Source organism: Microbacterium lushaniae, assembly GCF_008727775.1.
Lineage (GTDB): Bacteria > Actinomycetota > Actinomycetes > Actinomycetales > Microbacteriaceae > Microbacterium > Microbacterium lushaniae.
Genome location: NZ_CP044232.1, coordinates 722,337 through 740,034, shown reverse-complemented (window position 1 = coordinate 740,034; position 17,698 = coordinate 722,337). Strand labels below are relative to the sequence as shown.

At 70.7% G+C, this 17,698-nt stretch carries 16 protein-coding genes; 6 read left to right on the top strand and 10 right to left on the bottom strand.

The features are described 5' to 3' along the window. Nucleotides 1–52 precede the first annotated feature (52 nt). Nucleotides 53–769 (top strand): MBL fold metallo-hydrolase, encoded by a 717-nt coding sequence (locus F6J85_RS03415; protein ID WP_150923830.1) that lies wholly within the window; start codon nt 53–55, stop codon nt 767–769. Here F6J85_RS03415 and F6J85_RS03410 read toward each other — a convergent pair. From F6J85_RS03410 to F6J85_RS03400, 3 genes are all read right to left on the bottom strand, one after another. Beyond that, on the bottom strand, nt 766–1,350 hold the full coding sequence (locus F6J85_RS03410) for a ClpP family protease (RefSeq protein WP_150919512.1): 585 nt from the start codon (nt 1,348–1,350) through the stop codon (nt 766–768). The two genes, F6J85_RS03415 and F6J85_RS03410, sit on opposite strands and share 4 nt — an antisense overlap. Further along, nucleotides 1,347–1,967: a ClpP family protease gene (locus F6J85_RS03405; RefSeq protein ID WP_150923829.1), complete on the bottom strand. Its 621-nt coding sequence runs from the start codon at nt 1,965–1,967 to the stop codon at nt 1,347–1,349. The genes F6J85_RS03410 and F6J85_RS03405 overlap by 4 nt, the downstream gene beginning before the upstream one ends. 87 nt (nt 1,968–2,054) lie before the next feature. Then, on the bottom strand, nt 2,055–3,446 hold the full coding sequence (locus F6J85_RS03400; protein WP_150923828.1) for a glycosyltransferase: 1,392 nt from the start codon (nt 3,444–3,446) through the stop codon (nt 2,055–2,057). A gap of 138 nt (nt 3,447–3,584) precedes the next feature. Between F6J85_RS03400 and F6J85_RS03395 the strand changes: the two genes are divergently transcribed. Next, entirely contained in the window at nt 3,585–5,114 is a 1,530-nt protein-coding gene (locus tag F6J85_RS03395; RefSeq protein ID WP_150923827.1) for an OmpA family protein, read from the top strand. A 7-nt stretch (nt 5,115–5,121) separates the two neighbouring features. On the opposite strand, the gene guaA is transcribed toward F6J85_RS03395, so the two are convergent. The 5 genes from guaA to guaB form a co-directional block, all read right to left on the bottom strand. Continuing rightward, a complete protein-coding gene (gene guaA / locus F6J85_RS03390) occupies nt 5,122–6,702 on the bottom strand; it encodes a glutamine-hydrolyzing GMP synthase (protein ID WP_150923826.1) in 1,581 nt (526 codons plus the stop codon). Beyond that, complete coding sequence (locus tag F6J85_RS03385; RefSeq protein WP_150923825.1) at nt 6,699–7,235, bottom strand: DUF3817 domain-containing protein; 537 nt, start codon at nt 7,233–7,235, stop codon at nt 6,699–6,701. The genes guaA and F6J85_RS03385 overlap by 4 nt, the downstream gene beginning before the upstream one ends. 69 nt (nt 7,236–7,304) lie before the next feature. Further along, a complete protein-coding gene (locus F6J85_RS03380; protein ID WP_150927147.1) occupies nt 7,305–8,075 on the bottom strand; it encodes an SURF1 family protein in 771 nt (256 codons plus the stop codon). Between the two features lie 89 nt (nt 8,076–8,164). Further along, entirely contained in the window at nt 8,165–9,280 is a 1,116-nt protein-coding gene (locus tag F6J85_RS03375) for a GuaB3 family IMP dehydrogenase-related protein (protein WP_150927145.1), read from the bottom strand. Nucleotides 9,281–9,348: 68 nt separating this feature from the next. Continuing rightward, nucleotides 9,349–10,854 carry an IMP dehydrogenase gene (guaB, locus tag F6J85_RS03370; RefSeq protein ID WP_150923824.1) on the bottom strand — a complete coding sequence of 502 codons (1,506 nt, stop codon included), beginning with the start codon at nt 10,852–10,854 and terminating at the stop codon, nt 9,349–9,351. Between the two features lie 252 nt (nt 10,855–11,106). Between guaB and F6J85_RS03365 the strand changes: the two genes are divergently transcribed. The 4 genes from F6J85_RS03365 to F6J85_RS03350 all read left to right on the top strand — a co-directional run bounded on the left by F6J85_RS03365 (nt 11,107) and on the right by F6J85_RS03350 (nt 15,159). Beyond that, nucleotides 11,107–12,420, top strand: a complete 1,314-nt coding sequence (locus F6J85_RS03365; protein ID WP_238707048.1) for a branched-chain amino acid ABC transporter permease — start codon at nt 11,107–11,109, stop codon at nt 12,418–12,420. Nucleotides 12,421–12,429: 9 nt separating this feature from the next. After that, nucleotides 12,430–13,410, top strand: a complete 981-nt coding sequence (locus F6J85_RS03360; RefSeq protein ID WP_150923823.1) for a branched-chain amino acid ABC transporter permease — start codon at nt 12,430–12,432, stop codon at nt 13,408–13,410. A 76-nt stretch (nt 13,411–13,486) separates the two neighbouring features. Beyond that, a complete protein-coding gene (locus F6J85_RS03355) occupies nt 13,487–14,422 on the top strand; it encodes an ABC transporter ATP-binding protein (RefSeq protein ID WP_238707153.1) in 936 nt (311 codons plus the stop codon). Continuing rightward, nucleotides 14,419–15,159 carry an ABC transporter ATP-binding protein gene (locus tag F6J85_RS03350; RefSeq protein WP_150921988.1) on the top strand — a complete coding sequence of 247 codons (741 nt, stop codon included), beginning with the start codon at nt 14,419–14,421 and terminating at the stop codon, nt 15,157–15,159. The genes F6J85_RS03355 and F6J85_RS03350 overlap by 4 nt, the downstream gene beginning before the upstream one ends. A 177-nt stretch (nt 15,160–15,336) precedes the next feature. Here the strand turns inward: F6J85_RS03350 and F6J85_RS03345 are convergent, their stop codons facing one another. Both F6J85_RS03345 and rarD read right to left on the bottom strand, forming a co-directional pair. Continuing rightward, nucleotides 15,337–16,620: an ABC transporter substrate-binding protein gene (locus F6J85_RS03345; protein ID WP_150923821.1), complete on the bottom strand. Its 1,284-nt coding sequence runs from the start codon at nt 16,618–16,620 to the stop codon at nt 15,337–15,339. A 148-nt stretch (nt 16,621–16,768) separates the two neighbouring features. Next, nucleotides 16,769–17,680 (bottom strand): EamA family transporter RarD, encoded by a 912-nt coding sequence (rarD, locus tag F6J85_RS03340; protein ID WP_191906737.1) that lies wholly within the window; start codon nt 17,678–17,680, stop codon nt 16,769–16,771. Between the last annotated feature and the right edge of the window lie 18 nt (nt 17,681–17,698).

Genomic DNA, 17,698 nt, shown 5'->3' with positions numbered 1-17,698 from the left:
TAAGCTATCATAGCTACTCACCATAGCCATGACACTCAGGATCGGACGGATCATGCGACTCGCACCCCATCTCTCCCGCATCGGCAACGACATCGTCGCCGCCCACCTCATCGACACCCCCGACGGCATCACCGTCATCGACGCCGGCCTCCCCGGGCACTGGCGCGACCTCCAGCACGAGCTGCGCACGCTCGGGCGCACCGTCGCCGACGTGCGCGGGGTGATCCTCACCCACGGCGACAGCGACCACCTCGGTTTCGCCGAGCGGCTGCGGCGCGACTTCGGCGTCCCCGTGTACGTGCACTCCGCCGATGCCGATCGCGCGCGAGGCGGCGACAAGCCGAAGCTCGCCCTCGGCCCGCTCCGCCTCGGGCCGACCCTGGGCTTCTTCGCCTACAGCCTGCGCAAGGGCGGAATGCGGACCCGCTGGGTGCGCGACGTGGTCGAGGTCGCCGACGGCGACGTGCTGGATCTCCCCGGGGCGCCCCGCATCGTGGCGCTGCCCGGACACTCCCCCGGCAGCATCGCCGTGCACTCGGAGATCGCGGATGCGGTGTTCGTGGGCGATGCGCTCACGACCCGGCATGTGCTCACCGGACGCACCGGCGCGCAGCCGGCGCCGTTCACGGACGACCCGGCGGAGGCCCTGGCCTCCCTCGACCGGCTCGCCGGCCTGACGGCATCGTGGGTGCTGCCCGGGCACGGGGCGCCCTTCCACGGCTCCCCGGCCGACGCCGCTGCCGCCGTCCGCGCCGCGGCCGCGGTCTAACGCGACAGCACGACGTCGGCGAGGCCGTAGGCCACCGCATCCGCCGCCGTGAAGATGCGGTCGCGGTCGGTGTCGGCGCGGAGCCTGGCCGGATCCTTGCCGGTGTGCCGGGAGAGGATCTGCTCGACGTCGCCGCGCACCCGCACGAGCTCGTCGGCCTGGAGGATGAGGTCGGGGATGGCTCCGCGGCCCTGGCCCGCCGGCTGGTGCAGGACGACGCGGGCGTGCGGCAGTACGGCGCGCTTGCCGGCAGCGCCGGTGGCCAGCAGCACCGCGCCCACCCCGACGGCCTGACCCACGCACGTGGTGGCGACATCGGGCCGCACGTGCTGCATCGTGTCGTACACCGCGAGCATGGCGGCCGGGTCACCGCCCTCGCAGTTGATGTAGAGCTGGATGTCGCGCTCGGGGCTGTCGGCGTCCAGGTGCAGCAGCTGGGCGATCAGCGCGTTCGCCACCCCCGCATCCACGCCCGTGCCGAGATACACGACGCGCTCGGCGAGGAGGTGCGAGTACACGTCCATGATGCGCTCGCCCCGCGGATGCTGCGCCACCACGTTGGGGATCGTGTAGCTGCTCATGCCGCCACCTCCGCGCCCAGGCCGGGAACGCGACGGCGCCCGGGGACGACCTGCGCGAAGTCGGCCACCACACCGTCGATGAAGCCGTAGGCGACGGCTTCGGATGCGGTGTACCACCGGTCGTGGAGCGAGTCCTCGAAGATGCGCTCGGGGCTCTGGCCGGTGTCGTCGGCGATGAGGCCCAGGACCGTGTCGCGCATGTGGCGGAGGTCGTCGGCCTGCACCTCGACCTCGACGGCGGATCCGCCGATGCCGGCCGACCCCTGGTGCATGAGGATCCGCGCGTGCGGAAGGGCGCGCCGCTTGCCGTGCGTCCCGGCGGAGAGGAGGAACTGGCCGGCGCTGCAGGCGAGTCCGAGGGCGAGGGTCGCGACGTCGTTGGGCACGAGACGCATGACGTCGCGGATGGCGAGCATCGAGGGCACCGATCCCCCCGGGGAGTGGATCCACAGGGCGATGTCGGTCGCCGCGTCCTCGGCGGCCAGCGCGAGCATCTGGGTCGCCAGCAGCGTGCCGTTGTCGTCGTCGAGCGGCCCGTCCAGCACGAGCACCCGTTGGGCGTACAGGTCGCGGCGCGCCTCCGCACCGAACAGGGGGATCTTCGCATCGTTGGTCATGTCCGACAGCCTCGCCCCTCGGCGGGCCCGTGTCGCCCGCATCCGCCCGGGGCGGATCCGCCACCGGCGGCGCGGGACCGGCAGGCCTCAGGCGCGGCGCGAGGGGCGGGCGAGCACGTCGGTGACGGCGGCGGCGAGCGCGGCCATCGCGTGGGCGGGGTCGACGGCGCGGGAGGCAGCGACCGCCTCGGCGGCGAGCTGTTCGCGCAGCGCCGCATCCGTCAGCACCCGCACGAGGGCATCGGCGAGGGCGTCCTCATCGCCGTCGGGCACGAGGATGCCGCCACCGGAGGCGAGCAGGTCGCGGGGGCCGTACCGCACGTCGAACACGACGGCCGGGCAGCCGTGCACGAGCGCCTCGGTCAGGGCGAGCCCCTGCCCCTCGAACGCCGAGGTCTGCAGGTACGCGGATGCCTCGTCCAGCACGCGACCCGGATCCTCCGTGACCCCGCGCAGCACGACGTGCGCCGTCAGCCCGCGTTCGTCGATGAGGGCCTGCAGCCGCTCGCGCTCCGCCCCCTCGCCGTACACGTCCAGCCGGGCGTGCGGCACGGCCGCCACGACGCGCGCGAACGCGCGGATGGCGCTGTCCACGCGCTTTCCGGGGGCCAGGCGCCCGAGCATCACGACGCGGCCCCCCTCCCGGTCGCCGATGGGGACGACGGATGCGGCGGCCGCGACCCCGTGCGGGGCGACGACGTGCACGTCGGAGAGGCCGAAGCGTTCCTGCACGTCGTCCCGCTGCGACGCGGTGAGCCACAGGACGGCGTCGAAGCGCTCGGCGACGGTGAACCAACGCGACCACAGCGGATTCAGGGGAGCATCCGCATCGTACGGCGGCTCGAGGTGGATCGTATGGATTCCGTGCACGAGGCGCACGCCCGGATCCTCCCACCCCGCCAGCAGCTCGCCGAGCTGGCGCGACTCGCACACGACCACGACGGGGCGATCCCGCTGCGCGCGCAGGCCCGACACGACGTGGCCCAGCCACGCGCGGTACAGCGCGCCGAAGCCGTCGATCACGCCGGCGATCGAGCCGCCCCGCCCCCGCACCACGACCGGCGCCGTGCTGATGTGCCAGTCGGGGTCACCTGCCACCACCGGCAGCTCCACGACCGGGGTTCCGTCCGCTCCGGCGACGACGCGATAGGCCAGCGCCGGGTCGGCCTCCCCCGCGTGGGCCGCCGCCTGCAGCCACTGCGCCGCGCCCCCGGCGGGGTCGGATGCCTCGTCGAACAGGTTCCGCATCCGCTCGGGGTCGATGAGCGCGCCGCGGCGCACGAACTCCGCACGGTGCGCGGCGTGCTCGGCGGGTGCCCCGGGGTCCACGGTCAGCAGCAGGGGGCCGCGACCCTCGTCCACGCCTGCATCGGCCATCTGCCGCGCCCGGGCCAGGGTCGCGACGGTGTAGCCGCCGTCGAGGTCGGGGATGAGCCGACTCGACAGCACGACGTACCACGCGTCGGGGAACTCGCTCACCTCCCTATCCTCTCCCAGGGGGGCGGGTCGGGGTCGCCCACGCCGCTGTCAATCGCAGGGTCACCGCGGTCCGCGCCGATACGCTCGGGGAGAGCACCGCGAGCACGGAGGCCGCGGCGACGACAGGGGGAAAGCAGCATGAGCAGGGCGAAACGATCGGCATACGGGGCGGCGCTGGCACTGGCCCTCGTGCTCACCGGATGCGCCGCGGCGCCCGCTCCCGACCCCGACCCCACCGACGCGGATGCCGCGACCGACGAGGTCGTCGAAACGATCACCGTGACCGGTTCCGGCGGAGAAATCGAGGTCGCGCTCCATCCCCTCGTCCGGATCGATGACCACCTCGTCCTCACGGCCGACCTCACCGCCGTCGAGCTTCCCGAAGGCAAGGACGCGATCCTCCCCAGTGGGTGGTTCGACCTGGAGACGATACCGGGCGTACCGGTGGCCGGCGGCGCCCTGCGGCTGATCGACCCGGCCGCCGGCAGCATCCATCTTCCCGCCGTCGATGCGGCCGGCGCCCCGGTCGGCAGCGTGGTCAAGCGGTCGCTGCAGGTGACGGCCGAACCCCTGCGGCTGCAGCGGGTCTTCGCCGCCCCGGAAGAGGCGGATGCCGCGATGGGGCTCGTGCTCCCCGGCGCCTACCTCGATGCGTTCCCGATCGTCGACGGCCAGCCACCGGAGACCGAGGACGACCTGGCCCTGGACGACATCGACCAGGCCCCGATCGTGCCGCTGCAGAGCACCACGCGCGAGCTGGACGGGGCGGTGCAGGTCACGCAGTCGAGCGAAACGCTGCAGATCAGCCTCAGCGGCGATGTGCTGTTCGCCTTCGGCTCGGCCGAGCTCAGCGCGGATGCCGCGACGATCCTGGGCAGCGTCGTCGAGACCCTCGGCACCCGCGAAGCCGGCGTGGTCGACATCGTGGGTCACACCGACGATGTCGGCGACGATGCGTCGAACCAGGCGCTGTCCGAGGCGCGGGCCGCTGTGGTCGCCGATGCCCTCGGCAGCCTCCTGGAGACGGACGACTTCGAGCTGCGCCCATCGGGCCGGGGCGAGAGCGAGCCGGTGGCTGCCAACGACTCCGACGCGAACCGGCAGCTGAACCGACGCGTTTCCCTCACCCTCACCACCACCCAGGTGAGCGAGACCGAGGTCGCGGCCGACGGGCAGCTGCCGCCGTTCGAAGACGGGCCGGTCGCCCCCGGCCCCGACGGCGTCGCGCTGGACATGGGCGCCGCCGGCACCTTCCAGATCGCGGTGCCTTCGGCGCGAAGGGTGGACGGGATGCTGGCGGTCGTGGTCGAGGCCACGCGCACCGACGACGGGGCGTACCGCCTGGGCACGGTCGCCAACCTCTCCCCCGGGCCGTGGAGCTACCGCGGAGCGGGTGCCGACGCGCGGCTCTACCCGTTCGCACCCCGGCTCGTGGTCGGGACGAGCGCGGTGTATCCGCTGGACTACCCGATCGGCGCGGAGGGATCGAACATCCAGTGGCGCCTGGCCGGCCAGACCGATGCGCGCGACGGTGCGTCGAGCGGGCAGACGCTGCGCTTCCTCGCCCTGTTCCCCGACGTCCCTGATGCCGACGCCCTCACGCTGGAGACCGACGGCGGGGCGGCGTGGGGGACGATCTATCGTCTCACCGACATCCCGATCGAGTGAGCGGCGCTCACTCCCACTCGATGGTCCCCGGGGGCTTGGACGTGACGTCCAGCACGACGCGGTTGACTTCGCGCACTTCGTTGGTGATGCGGTTGGAGATGCGCGCGAGCACGTCGTACGGCAGGCGCGTCCAGTCCGCCGTCATGGCGTCTTCGCTGGAGACCGGACGCAGCACGATCGGATGCCCGTAGGTGCGGCCGTCGCCCTGCACGCCCACCGACCGCACGTCGGCGAGGAGCACGACGGGGCACTGCCAGATCTCCGCATCCAGGCCGGCCTTGGTCAGTTCGGCACGGACGATGGCGTCGGCGTCACGCAGGATCTCGAGGCGGTCAGCGGTGACCTCACCGACGATCCGGATGCCGAGGCCGGGGCCCGGAAACGGCTGGCGGGCCACGATCACCTCGGGAAGGCCCAGCTCGCGTCCGATGGCGCGGACCTCGTCCTTGAACAGGGTCCGCAGCGGCTCGACGAGTTCGAACTGCAGGTCTTCGGGGAGCCCGCCGACGTTGTGGTGGCTCTTGATGTTGGCCGTGCCGCTGCCCCCGCCGGACTCGACGACGTCGGGGTACAGCGTCCCCTGCACGAGGAACCGGATCGGCTCCCCGTCGGCGGCGGCTTCGGCGACGAGGTCGGCCTCGGCCGCTTCGAAGACGCGGATGAACTCGCGCCCGATGATCTTGCGCTTCTGCTCGGGGTCGCTCACTCCGGCGAGGGCGTCGAGGAACTGCTGCCGCGCGTCGACGGTGACCAGGCGCACGCCGGTGGAGGCGACGTAGTCGTTCTCGACCTGCTCGCGCTCGCCCTTGCGCAGCAGACCGTGGTCGACGAAGACGCACACGAGCTGGTCGCCGACCGCCTTGTGCACGAGCGCGGCGGCCACGGCGGAGTCCACGCCGCCGGACAGCCCGCAGATCACGCGACCCGAGCCGACCTGGGCGCGGATCTTCTCGACCTGCTCGGCGATGACGTTCCCGCTGTTCCAGTCGGCGGGGAGGCCCGCCGCGCGGTGCAGGAAGTTCTCCAGGACGGCCTGGCCGTGATCGGTGTGGCGGACCTCGGGATGCCACTGCACGCCGTACAGGCGCCGCGCGTCGTTCGCGAACGCGGCCACGGGGGTCGCCGCCGTGCGGGCGAGCACGTCGAAGCCCTCCGGCGCGCGCGCGACCTGGTCGCCGTGGCTCATCCACACGTTCTGCTCGGGAGGCTGACCCTGCAGCAGCGTGCCTTCGGTCACGACCGTCGCATCCGTCGCGCCGTATTCGCGCAGGCCGGTCTGGGCCACCTCGCCGCCGAGGGCCTGCGCCATCACCTGGAAGCCGTAGCAGATGCCCAGGGTGGGCACGCCGAGGTCGAACAGGCGCTCGTCCACCGAGGGGGCGCCCTCCTCGTACACCGACGACGGGCCGCCGGAGAGGATGATGCCCACCGGGCTCTTCGCGGCGATCTCCTCGGCCGTGGCGGTGTGCGGCACGATCTCGCTGTACACGCCCGCCTCACGCACGCGGCGGGCGATCAGCTGCGCGTACTGCGCGCCGAAGTCGACGACGAGGACGGGACGCTGGGAGGTCTCGGTCTGTTCGGTCACCGGATGCCTTTCGGGGCGGGTTCGGCGGATGCCGGGGCGGATGCGGCGGATGCGGCCGCCTCGCGATCGTCGAGGTACGTGCGCACCTTCTTGGCGGTGGAGGCCTCGAGGAAGAACGACAGCAGGGGCACGACGCCGCCGAGGGCGAGGAGGAGGAAGCGGCGCAGCGGCCAGCGCATGAGGCTCCACAGCCGGAAGCACGCGAACAGGTACACGACGTAGAACCAGCCGTGCGCGACCAGGATGAACAGCGAGATGTTCGCCCCGTCGCCGGTGGAGATCATCTCGCACGTGTTCGTCTGCGGCAGGAAGAGCGACCACCACTCGCACGTGGGCCCGGCGATGACGGTCGCGAGCCACAGCGGGCCGCCCGAGCCGCCCGCGAACAGTTCGAGGTGCAGCGGGGTGTACTTGAGGATCATCTCGGCCAGGAGCAGGAGCAGTCCGATACCGGTGATGATCGAGCAGATCTGGTAGAACTTCAGCGCTCCGCGGATCGCCGGAAAAGTGGCGAGTTTGGGGGCTGCGGGCATGGGGGCATTCTACCCGTGCGACCTGTGTGCCCCCGACGAGCGCACGCGTCCTGCGCCGCCCCGCGGGGGTCAGGAGGCCGCGGCATCCTCGAGGTCTTCGACCTCTTTCTCCCACGCGTCGCGGGCCAGCCGGTACCACATGTAGAACGCGAACCCGGCGAACACCGCCCACTCGGCGGCGTAGAACAGGTTCAGCCAGTTCACCGCGCCGCCCTCCTCCGGGGCGGGCGAGGAGATGTCATCGAGACCGCCCAGCGCCTCCCACGAGGTCACGTACGGACGATAGACCGACAGGCCCTCGGTGTCGTGCCAGCGCGAGAGCAGCGCCGCCGGCGACATCCGGGTGATCTCCTCCGGGTCGGCGCCGGGCGGAGGAAGCGCGGGGCCCTCGTCGGAGATCAATCGGCCGCTGATCTCCACCAGCGCGTCGGGATCGGCGGCGGCTTCTTCCGACAGGGCGGATGCTGCCGCCTCGGCCGTCGCCCGATCCGCCGTCCACCCCACGGCGACGGCGACCGAGGTCGGCTCGGCGGTGTCGGCCAGACGGAGCTGCCCCGTGACCCAGTACCCCTCCACGCCGTCGTTCACGCGTGCGGACACGACGATGAAGTCGCCGGGGATCCAGCGGCCGGCCGTCTCCACGCGCTGGCCGACGAGCGGCTCCGGCAGGTATTCGCCGGGCTGGGCGACCTCGGCCAGCGGGCGCACCTCCTCGGTCATGCCCGGTGGCGGCGGGGAGGTGTCGATGGCGTTGCCGAGCTGCCACTGCCCGAGCCACGCGAACACGCCCGCGACGATGAGCGACAGGGCCAGCATGCCGAGCCACTGTGGGCGCAGCATGACCTCGCGCAGCGTGGGCGGGAACGCTTCGACAGGCTCAGCGACCGGGTCGGCACCGGCCGGGTCGTCGTGGGAGGGGACGTCGGGCATCAGGAGCCGTACGGGGCGACGACCACCTCGACGCGCTGGAACTCCTTGAGGTCGGAGTACCCGGTGGTCGCCATCGACTTGCGCAGCGCCCCGATGAGGTTGGCCGTGCCGTCGGAGACGGGGGCCGGTCCGTACAGGATCTCCTCGAGCGGTCCGATCTGGTCGACGCGCACGCGGCGTCCGCGCGGCAGCTGCGGGTGGTGCGCCTCGGGGCCCCAGTGGTACCCGCGGCCCGGCGCATCCGTCGCCCGCGCCAGCGCGACGCCGAGCATGACGGCGTCTGCGCCCATCGCGAGCGCCTTCACGATGTCGCCGGAGGTGCCCACGCCGCCGTCGGCGATGACGTGCACGTAGCGTCCGCCCGACTCGTCGAGGTAGTCGCGGCGCGCACCGGCGACATCGGCCACGGCGGTGGCCATGGGGGCGTGGATGCCGAGGGTCGCACGCGTGGTGGATGCCGCTCCCCCGCCGAATCCGACCAGCACGCCCGCTGCGCCCGTGCGCATGAGGTGCAGGGCTGCGGTGTAGGTGCCGGCGCCGCCGACGATGACGGGCACGTCGAGGTCGTAGATGAACTTCTTCAGGTTCAGCGGCGCGCTGCCGCTGGAGACGTGCTCGGCCGACACGGTGGTGCCGCGGATGACGAACAGGTCGACGCCGGCGGCCACGACGGTCTCGTACAGCTCCTGCGTGCGCTGGGGGGTCAGCGCCCCGGCGACGGTGACTCCGGCGGCGCGGATCTCGGCGAGGCGGTCGCGGACGAGCTCGGGCTTGACCGGCTCGGAGTACAGCTCCTGCATGCGGCGGGTCGCGAGCGCGTCATCCAGGGCGGCGATCTCGGCCAGCAGCGGCTCGGGGTCGTCGTAGCGGGTCCACAGGCCCTCGAGGTCGAGGACGCCGAGGCCCCCGAGCTGTCCGAGCATGATGGCCGTGCGCGGGCTGACCACCGAGTCCATCGGGGCACCGAGCACCGGGATCTCGAACGGGAAGGCGTCGATCGTCCACCCCGTCGAGACGTCCTCAGGGTTGCGGGTACGCCGCGACGGCACGACGGCGATGTCGTCGAACGTGTAGGCGCGGCGGGCGCGCTTGGCGCGCCCCAGATCGATCTCCATGGTCACCGCTCCAGCCTACCCGCCAGCCGTTTCCGCCCCGCCGGAGATCCCCGAGCAGGGGGCGGCGCCTACTTCCGGCTGTAGTTGGGCGCCTCCACGACGATCTGCACGTCGTGCGGGTGCGATTCCTTGAGCCCCGCCGCCGTGATCCGCACGAAGCGGCCCTTGGCCTTGAGCTCCTCGATCGTGCGGGCGCCGACGTAGAACATCGACTGCCGCAGGCCCCCCACGAGCTGATAGGCCACGGCCGACAGCGGACCGCGATACGCGACCTGGCCCTCGATGCCCTCGGGGATGAGCTTGTCGTCGGTGGGCACGTCGGCCTGGAAGTAGCGGTCCTTGGAGTACGACGTCTTCTTCCCGCGCGTCTGCAGCGCACCGAGCGATCCCATGCCCCGGTACTGCTTGAACTGCTTGCCGCCCTGGAAGACGATCTCACCCGGCGACTCGTCGGTGCCGGCCAGGAGCGAGCCGAGCATGACGGTGTCGGCCCCGGCGACGAGCGCCTTGGCGATGTCGCCCGAGTACTGCAGGCCGCCGTCGGCGATGACGGGGATGCCCGCCTCGCGCGTGGCCTGGAACGCCTCCCAGATCGCGGTGACCTGGGGCACGCCGACGCCCGCGACGATGCGCGTCGTGCAGATGGACCCCGGTCCGACGCCGACCTTGACCGCATCCGCGCCGGCCTCGACCAGCGCCTGCGCGCCCTCGCGGGTCGCCACGTTGCCGCCGATGACGTCGATGTGCGCGAACGAGGGGTCGGACTTCAGGCGACGCACCATGTCGATGACGCCGGCGGACTGACCGTTCGCCGTGTCGACGACGAGGACGTCCACGCCCACGTCGCGAAGGGCCTCGGCCCGCTCCCACGCGTCGCCGAAGAACCCGATCGCCGCGCCCACGCGGAGGCGCCCGTGCTCGTCCTTGGTGGCGAGGGGGTACTTCTCGCTCTTGTCAAAGTCCTTGATCGTGATGAGTCCGGCGAGCTTGCCGTCGTCGTCGATGAGGGGCAGCTTCTCCACGCGGTGCTGCGCGAAGAGGGCGATCACCTCGTTCGCGCCGATCCCGACGCGCCCGGTGATCAGGCCCTCACGGGTCATGACGTCGCGCACCTTCGTGGTGCGACGCTCGAAGCCGGAGACGAACCGCATGTCGCGGTTGGTGATGATGCCGACCAGGCGCCCGTCCTCGTCGATCACCGGCAGGCCCGAGATGCGGTACTGCGCGCACAGCCCGTCGACCTCTTCGATCGAGGCGTCCGGCGTCGTCGTGATCGGGTCGGTGATCATGCCCGACTCGCTGCGCTTGACGCGGTCGACCATCGACGCCTGCTCTTCGATGGACGCGTTGCGGTGCAGGATGCCGAGGCCTCCCTCACGCGCGATCGCGATCGCCAGGCGCGCCTCGGTCACGGTGTCCATCGCCGCCGACAGCAGCGGGGTCGCGACGGTGATCCGGCGCGTCACGCGGGAAGAGGTGTCGGCCTCGCTGGGGATGACATCGGTGTGCCCCGGAAGGAGGAGGACGTCGTCGTACGTGAGGCCGACGAAGCCGAAGGGGTCGTGGTTCTCCATGGTTCTCCTGCGCGCACGGCGCGTTGCTCGAGGGACGACGACGGCCGGCGCGAAAGTCCGCGCTGTACAGATTGTAAGGCGACCCGCGGAAGGAAAATTCCTCCGATCGCCCCGGTAGTGCGTAGTATTCCAGACCGGTCACGCGTCATTGCCGTGAGGTAGGTGAAACACGGCCGACACATTACGCTCGTAGCGTCGTTCATCACTGCCGATACGACCCGAACATCGGCTTTGTCGCCGACTGGAGGATCTGTGAGTCCCACGACCACTGCGGCGCGCCGAAACCGCGCGGGAGCGATCCCGGCCCTGTTCGCGCTCCTACTGACGCTGCTCGGGGTGTTCGCCGGTTCGGCGCCCGCCGTCGCGGCCGAAGACGACCCCTATCGCATCAGCGGCAACGTCCAGCTCGACGGCGAACCGCTCGAAGGCGTCGTCCTCGTCATCGACGGACCGGGGGGCGACCAGGAGGCCGAGACGGATGCCGCGGGCCAGTGGCGCGTGGGCGTCCCCGAGCGCGGCGAGGAGTACACCGTCACCCTCGACGAGGACACGCTCCCCGAGGGCATCGCGGTGGTCGATCCCGAGGACGACAGCCCCAACGTGAAAGAGGTCGAGGTCGGCGCCGGCGGCCGCGTCACCGTGAACTTCTTCATCGGAGAGGGCGAGCGCAACGTCACGAGCTTCTTCGACCAGCTCGTCCAGCGCACCGTGCAGGGCCTGAACTTCGGCCTCATGCTCGCGCTCGCCGCCGTCGGGCTGTCGCTCGTGTTCGGCACGACCGGCATCTCCAACTTCGCCCACGGCGAGATGGTCACCTTCGGGGCCGTGGCCGCGCTGTTCCTGGTCGGGCTGTCGCTGCCGTGGTGGCTCGGCTTCCCGCTGGCGGTGGTCCTGGGGGCGGTGTTCGGACTCGTGATGGACATGGTGCTGTGGCGGCCGCTGCGACGCAGACGCGTCGCCGTCGTCCAGCTGATGATCGTGAGCATCGGGCTGTCGCTGACGCTGCGGTACATCTACCAGTTCTTCATCGGCGGCGGCACGAGCCAGCTGCCGTTCTCATCGGCGCCGAAGATCAACCTGTTCGGGTCGGTGCAGATGAGCGTCATCGACATGGTGTCGATCGGCATCTCGCTCGTCGTGATCGTCGCCTTCGCGCTGTGGCTGACCCGGTCCAGGCTCGGCAAGGCCACGCGTGCGATCTCCGACAACCCGTCGCTGGCTTCGGCATCCGGCATCGACGTCGACTTCGTCGTCCGGGTCGTGTGGGTGGTGGCCGGCGCGATGGCGTCCCTCGCCGGCATCCTCTACGCCTACTACCGCCCGGGCATCAAGTGGGACATGGGCGCGCAGGTGCTGCTGCTGATGTTCGCCGCGGTCACCCTCGGCGGACTGGGCACCGCCTTCGGCGCCCTCATCGGCGCTATCGTCGTGGGTCTGCTCGTGGAGGTGTCGACCCTGTTCGGCATCCCGTCCGACCTCAAGTACGCCACGGCACTTCTGATCCTGATCGTCATCCTGCTGTTCCGACCGCAGGGTATCCTCGGCCGCCGCGAGAGAATAGGTTAGGCGCGAACCATGGACTGGCTTCCCATCCTCTCGAACACCGCATCCTCGATCCTGAGCCCCGCCACGATCGGCTACGCGCTGGCAGCCCTGGGCCTTGCCGTGCACTTCGGCTACGCGGGCCTGATCAACATGGGCATCGCCGGCTTCATGGCGATCGGCGCCTACGGCTACGCCATCTCGATCCTCTCCTTCGGGCTGCCCTGGTGGGCCGGAGCGCTCATCGGCCTGGCCGCTGCGGCGGTGTTCGCCCTGATCCTCGGCATCCCCACGCTGCGGCTGCGCGGCGACTACCTCGCCATCGTGACGATCGCCGCCGCCGAAGTGGTGCGGCTGCTGTTCCTCACCACGGCGTTCGACGAGTTCACCGGCTCGGCCGACGGGCTCAGCGGCTACCACACGAGCTTCCGCGCCTCCAACCCGCTGCCCGACGGCACCTACGGGCTCGGCCCATGGACGTACAACGAGAACGGGTGGTGGGTGCGCATCATGGGCCTGGTGACCCTGGGCATCGCGGTGCTCGTGGTCTGGATGCTCATGCGCAGCCCGTGGGGGCGCGTGCTCAAGGGCATCCGCGAAGACGAGGACGCCGTGCGCTCGCTCGGCAAGAACGTCTTCTCCTACAAGATGCAGTCGCTCGTGCTGGGCGGCATGCTCGCCGCCGCCGGCGGGATCGTCTACGCGCTCCCCTCTGCCGTGAGCCCCGGCGTCTACGTCACGTCGCTGACCTTCTTCGTGTGGACGGCGCTGCTCCTGGGCGGCGCGGCCACGGTGTTCGGGCCGCTCCTGGGCTCGCTCATCTTCTGGGTGCTGCAGACGTTGCTCTCCAACGTCCTCCCCGCCCTCGTGCAGGCCGGCTTCCTGCCGTTCATGAATCAGATCCAGGCCGGCACGCTGCGCTTCATCCTCGTCGGCGTCGCGCTGATGCTGCTGGTGATCTTCATGCCGCAGGGCATCCTCGGCAACAAGAAGGAGCTGACCTTTGTCAAATAACGCAGCTTCCCCCGGCGGGGACGTCCCCGCCGACCCCACGCCGACCTCGTCCACGCCGCGCGCGAAGGCCACTGGGCTGCACGTGGGCACCCCGGCCCCTGGCGTGAAGAAGGTCGACCCGATCATCGTCGCGGACGACATCACGCGCTCGTTCGGCGGCGTCAACGCCGTCGACGTCGAGCACCTGGAGATCCCGCGCGGCGCGATCACGGCCCTCATCGGCCCCAACGGCGCGGGAAAGACGACGCTGTTCAACCTGCTCACGGGCTTCGACAAGCCCAACAGCGGATCCTGGACCTTCGACGGAAAGTCCCTCTCCGGCGTGCCGGCCTACAAGGTCGCGCGCATGGGACTCGTGCGCACCTTCCAGCTGACCAAGGCCCTGGGCCTGCTCACGGTCATGGAGAACATGAAGCTCGGCGCCACCGGCCAGCGCGGCGAGCGGTTCTTCTCGAGCCTCATCCCCGCCGCCTGGCGCGGGCAGGATGCGGAGATCGAGGAGCGCGCGGAAGGCCTGCTGCAGAAGTTCAAGCTCGACACCAAGGCCGACGACTTCGCCGCGTCGCTCTCGGGCGGGCAGCGCAAGCTCCTGGAGATGGCGCGGTCACTCATGACCGAGCCCACGCTGGTGATGCTCGACGAGCCGATGGCCGGGGTGAACCCCGCGCTGACGCAGTCGCTGCTGGACCACATCCTCGACCTCAAAGACCTCGGCATGACCGTGCTGTTCGTCGAGCACGACATGCACATGGTGCGTCACATCGCCGACTGGGTGATCGTGATGGCCGAGGGGCGCGTCGTCGCCGAGGGCGACCCGGAGTCGGTCATGAAGAACCCCGCCGTCATCGACGCCTACCTGGGGGCGCACCAGGAGCTCGACCTGGGCGTGGTCACCGGCCGAATCCCGGTCATCCTGGCCGACCCCACCACGGATGCCGCCGCATCCGAGAGCGCCAGCGCCGCGGTCCTCGTGGACGAAGGCGTCGCCGAAGACGAGGAGAACCGCCGATGAGCACGGTCGCCACCGACACCGCCGTCGTCGTCATCGACGACGTCCACGCCGGCTACCTCCCCGGCGTGAACATCCTCAACGGGTGTTCGCTGACCGCATCCCAGGGCGAGCTGGTGGGGATCATCGGCCCGAACGGCGCGGGGAAGTCCACGCTGCTGAAGGCGATCTTCGGGCAGGTGAACGTGCGCTCGGGGAAGATCCTGCTCGAGGGCGAGGACATCACCGGCCTGAAGGCCAACAAGCTCGTCGGGCGTGGAGTGGGCTTCATCCCGCAGAACAACAACGTCTTCCCGAGCCTCACGATCGAGGAGAACCTGCAGATGGGGCTCTACCAGCGCCCCAAGGCGTACCAGGAGCGCCTCGAGTTCGTCACGGGCATCTTCGCCGAGCTGGGCAAGCGGCTCAAGCAGCGCGCCGGCTCGCTGTCCGGCGGCGAGCGGCAGATGGTCGCCATGAGCCGCGCGCTCATGATGGATCCGAAGGTGCTGCTCCTGGACGAGCCGTCGGCCGGCCTGTCGCCGGTGCGGCAGGATGAGGCGTTCATCCGGGTCTCGGAGATCAACAGGGCCGGGGTGACGTGCATCATGGTCGAGCAGAACGCGCGCCGCTGCCTGCAGATCTGCGACCGCGGCTACGTGCTGGACCAGGGCCGCGACGCCTACACCGGCACCGGTCGCGAGCTGCTGAACGATCCGAAGGTCACCGAGCTGTACCTGGGCACCCTCGGCCAGGACTAGCCCCTCCCCCGCCCGCTCGCGCGTCCATCCCTCCGCGAGACTGCACGCACGTGACGAGACCGCGACATGATGTCGCGGTCTCGTCACGTGCGTGCAGTCTCGCGGATCGGGGGGATGCGGCGGCGGGCACGGGGAAGGGCCCCGGTCCGAAGACCGGGGCCCTTGTGGATGCTGCGCTCAGCCCTCGTAGGCGGCGTAGTTGTTGTCTTCGCCGAACTGGTAGATGCCGATCGACGCCTCGGTCGGGTCGCCGACCTCGTCGAACGTGATCGGACCCGAGATGCCCTCGTAGTCGGCCGTGCCGCCGTCGAGGATGATCTGGGCGCAGTCGGCGTACGTCGAGCACGCCTCGCCGTCACCCGAACCACCCGACACCTCGATGAGCTTCTCCGCGATCGCCGACGAGTCGGTCGATCCGGCCGCGAGGGCCGCGAGGGAGAGCAGGATCGTGGCGTCGTAGGACTCGGCCGCGTAGCTGTAGTCGTCCAGCGCCGGCAGCCCCTCCGCCTCGACGAAGGCGTCGAGCTCGCCGGTGAAGTCCGCGATCGAGTCGATCGACAGACCCGGCAACGTGCCCTTGGCGCCCGTGAGGGAGCCGGCCGGGAACGTCTCACCGAAGTTCTTCAGGTTGCCGTCGACGAAGTACAGGTCTTCGGCCGGGTACGACCCGAACAGGCTCGGCAGGATCGTGGCGACCTCGTCGAACGTGATCAGCGCGATCGCGTCGGGGTCCGCCGCGAGAACCTCGCTGATCTGCGTGTCGAACGTGGTGTCACCGGTGTTGTAGGTGGTCTCGGCGACGACCTCGCCACCGGCGGCCTCGAAGGCCTCCGAGACGTACTTGGCCAGTCCCGTGCCGTACGAGTCGTTGAGCACGATCAGGCCGAGGGTCTGGTTGCCGTCCTCTGCGATGAGGTTGCCGAGCACCTCGCCCTGCAGCACGTCGGAGGGTGCGGTGCGGAAGTACAGGCCGTTGTCCTCGTACGTCGTGAACGCGTCGGAGGTGTTCGCCGGCGAGAACTGGATGACTCCCGCGCCGACGACCTGGTCGATGAACTGCAGCGACGTGCCGGAGGACGCGGCGCCGATGACGGCGGAGACGTCCTCGCCCAGCAGGCGGGGGATCTCGGTCTCGTAGGCCTTGTTGTCGGTGTCGCCGGAATCGCCGAAGACGACTTCGAGCGACAGGCCCGTCTCGTCGGAGATCTCGTTGATCTGCGACGCGGCGTAGCCGACGCCGGCCTCTTCCGGCGGGCCCAGGAAGGCCAGGTTCCCCGTCTGGGGAAGCGCCGTGCCGATCTTGAGGTCGAGCTCGCCGCCGACTTCGGAGGAGTTGCCGCCACCGGTCTCGGCGGCCTCTCCGCCGCCACCGGCGCACCCGGCCAAAAAGAGCGCGCTGACACCGGTCACGGCGATAGCGCCGAAGACCTTGCCTGCACGCGAACGTGTGAAGACGCTCATGATGCTCCTTGCTGTGTATGAACGTTGGCCGACTCGGGCGCCGACCCAGTGCCCCAAACCTAGTGCGCAGGCCATCTCGCCGGTATTGCCGTTCGTTAACGATGTGTAACGGCGCCCAAATCGTTATGTGCGGATGCTGCGGCCGGGATCAGGCCACTTCGGCGACGTCCGCACCCGCACGGCCGCCGCGTCGCGCGGCCGCGAGGGAGTCGGCGGTCAGCACGATGAGGGCGACCCACACCAGGGCGAACCCGATCCACCGCTCCACCGGCATCGGCTCGCCGAACACCCACACGCCGATCGCGAACTGCAGGATCGGCGCCACGAACTGCAGCATCCCCATGACCGTCAGCGGCGTGCGGCGCGCCCCGGCCGCGAAGAAGAGGAGCGGAGTGGCGGTGACCACGCCCGCCAGCAGGAGCAGCACGGCGTGACCCGGGCCGGCCGTGAACAGCGTGAGGCCCGAGGTGGTGGCCACGACGGCGAGCTGCACGAGGGCGATGGGGGTGAGCCACGCCGATTCCAGCGTGAGTCCGCTGACGGCGTCGACGGCGGTGCCGATGCGCTTCTTGATCAGCCCGTAGATGCCGAAGGAGAACGCCAGGCTCAGCGCGATCCACGGGAACGCGCCATAGCCGACGACGATCACCCCGACTGCGATCGCGGCCAGCCCGAGCGCGAGCCACTGGGTCACGCGCAGGCGCTCGCGGAGGACGAGAACGCCCAGCACGACCGTCACGAGGGGGTTGATGAAGTAACCCAGGCTCGTCTCCACGACGTGGCCGCTGAGGGTCGCCAGGACGTACACCATCCAGTTGGCGTAGATGAGGCCGCCGGCCAGGGCGGTCCAGCCCAGCAGCCGCGGCTGCCGGATGATCGCCAGCAGCGGGCGCCACGCGCGCGTGACGGCGAGCAGGACCACGCAGAACACCAGCGACAGCACGATCCGCCACGCCACGAGCTCCCACGCCCCCGTGGGCAGGAGCGCGACGAAGTACAGCGGCAGGACGCCCCACAGCAGATACGCGGTGAAGGCGTAGCCGCCACCGATCAGTCGCACGCGGGCCTCCGACGGTGC

Coding starts and splice junctions, on each gene's coding strand:
- F6J85_RS03360 (WP_150923823.1), top strand. CDS start 12,430: ATGGACTGGCTTCCCATCCTCTCGAACACCGCATCCTCGATCCTGAGC.
- F6J85_RS03350 (WP_150921988.1), top strand. CDS start 14,419: ATGAGCACGGTCGCCACCGACACCGCCGTCGTCGTCATCGACGACGTC.
- F6J85_RS03345 (WP_150923821.1), bottom strand. CDS start 16,620: ATGAGCGTCTTCACACGTTCGCGTGCAGGCAAGGTCTTCGGCGCTATC.
- F6J85_RS03410 (WP_150919512.1), bottom strand. CDS start 1,350: ATGAGCAGCTACACGATCCCCAACGTGGTGGCGCAGCATCCGCGGGGC.
- F6J85_RS03375 (WP_150927145.1), bottom strand. CDS start 9,280: ATGGAGATCGATCTGGGGCGCGCCAAGCGCGCCCGCCGCGCCTACACG.
- F6J85_RS03415 (WP_150923830.1), top strand. CDS start 53: ATGCGACTCGCACCCCATCTCTCCCGCATCGGCAACGACATCGTCGCC.
- F6J85_RS03395 (WP_150923827.1), top strand. CDS start 3,585: ATGAGCAGGGCGAAACGATCGGCATACGGGGCGGCGCTGGCACTGGCC.
- F6J85_RS03380 (WP_150927147.1), bottom strand. CDS start 8,075: ATGCTGCGCCCACAGTGGCTCGGCATGCTGGCCCTGTCGCTCATCGTC.
- guaB (WP_150923824.1), bottom strand. CDS start 10,854: ATGGAGAACCACGACCCCTTCGGCTTCGTCGGCCTCACGTACGACGAC.
- F6J85_RS03405 (WP_150923829.1), bottom strand. CDS start 1,967: ATGACCAACGATGCGAAGATCCCCCTGTTCGGTGCGGAGGCGCGCCGC.
- F6J85_RS03385 (WP_150923825.1), bottom strand. CDS start 7,235: ATGCCCGCAGCCCCCAAACTCGCCACTTTTCCGGCGATCCGCGGAGCG.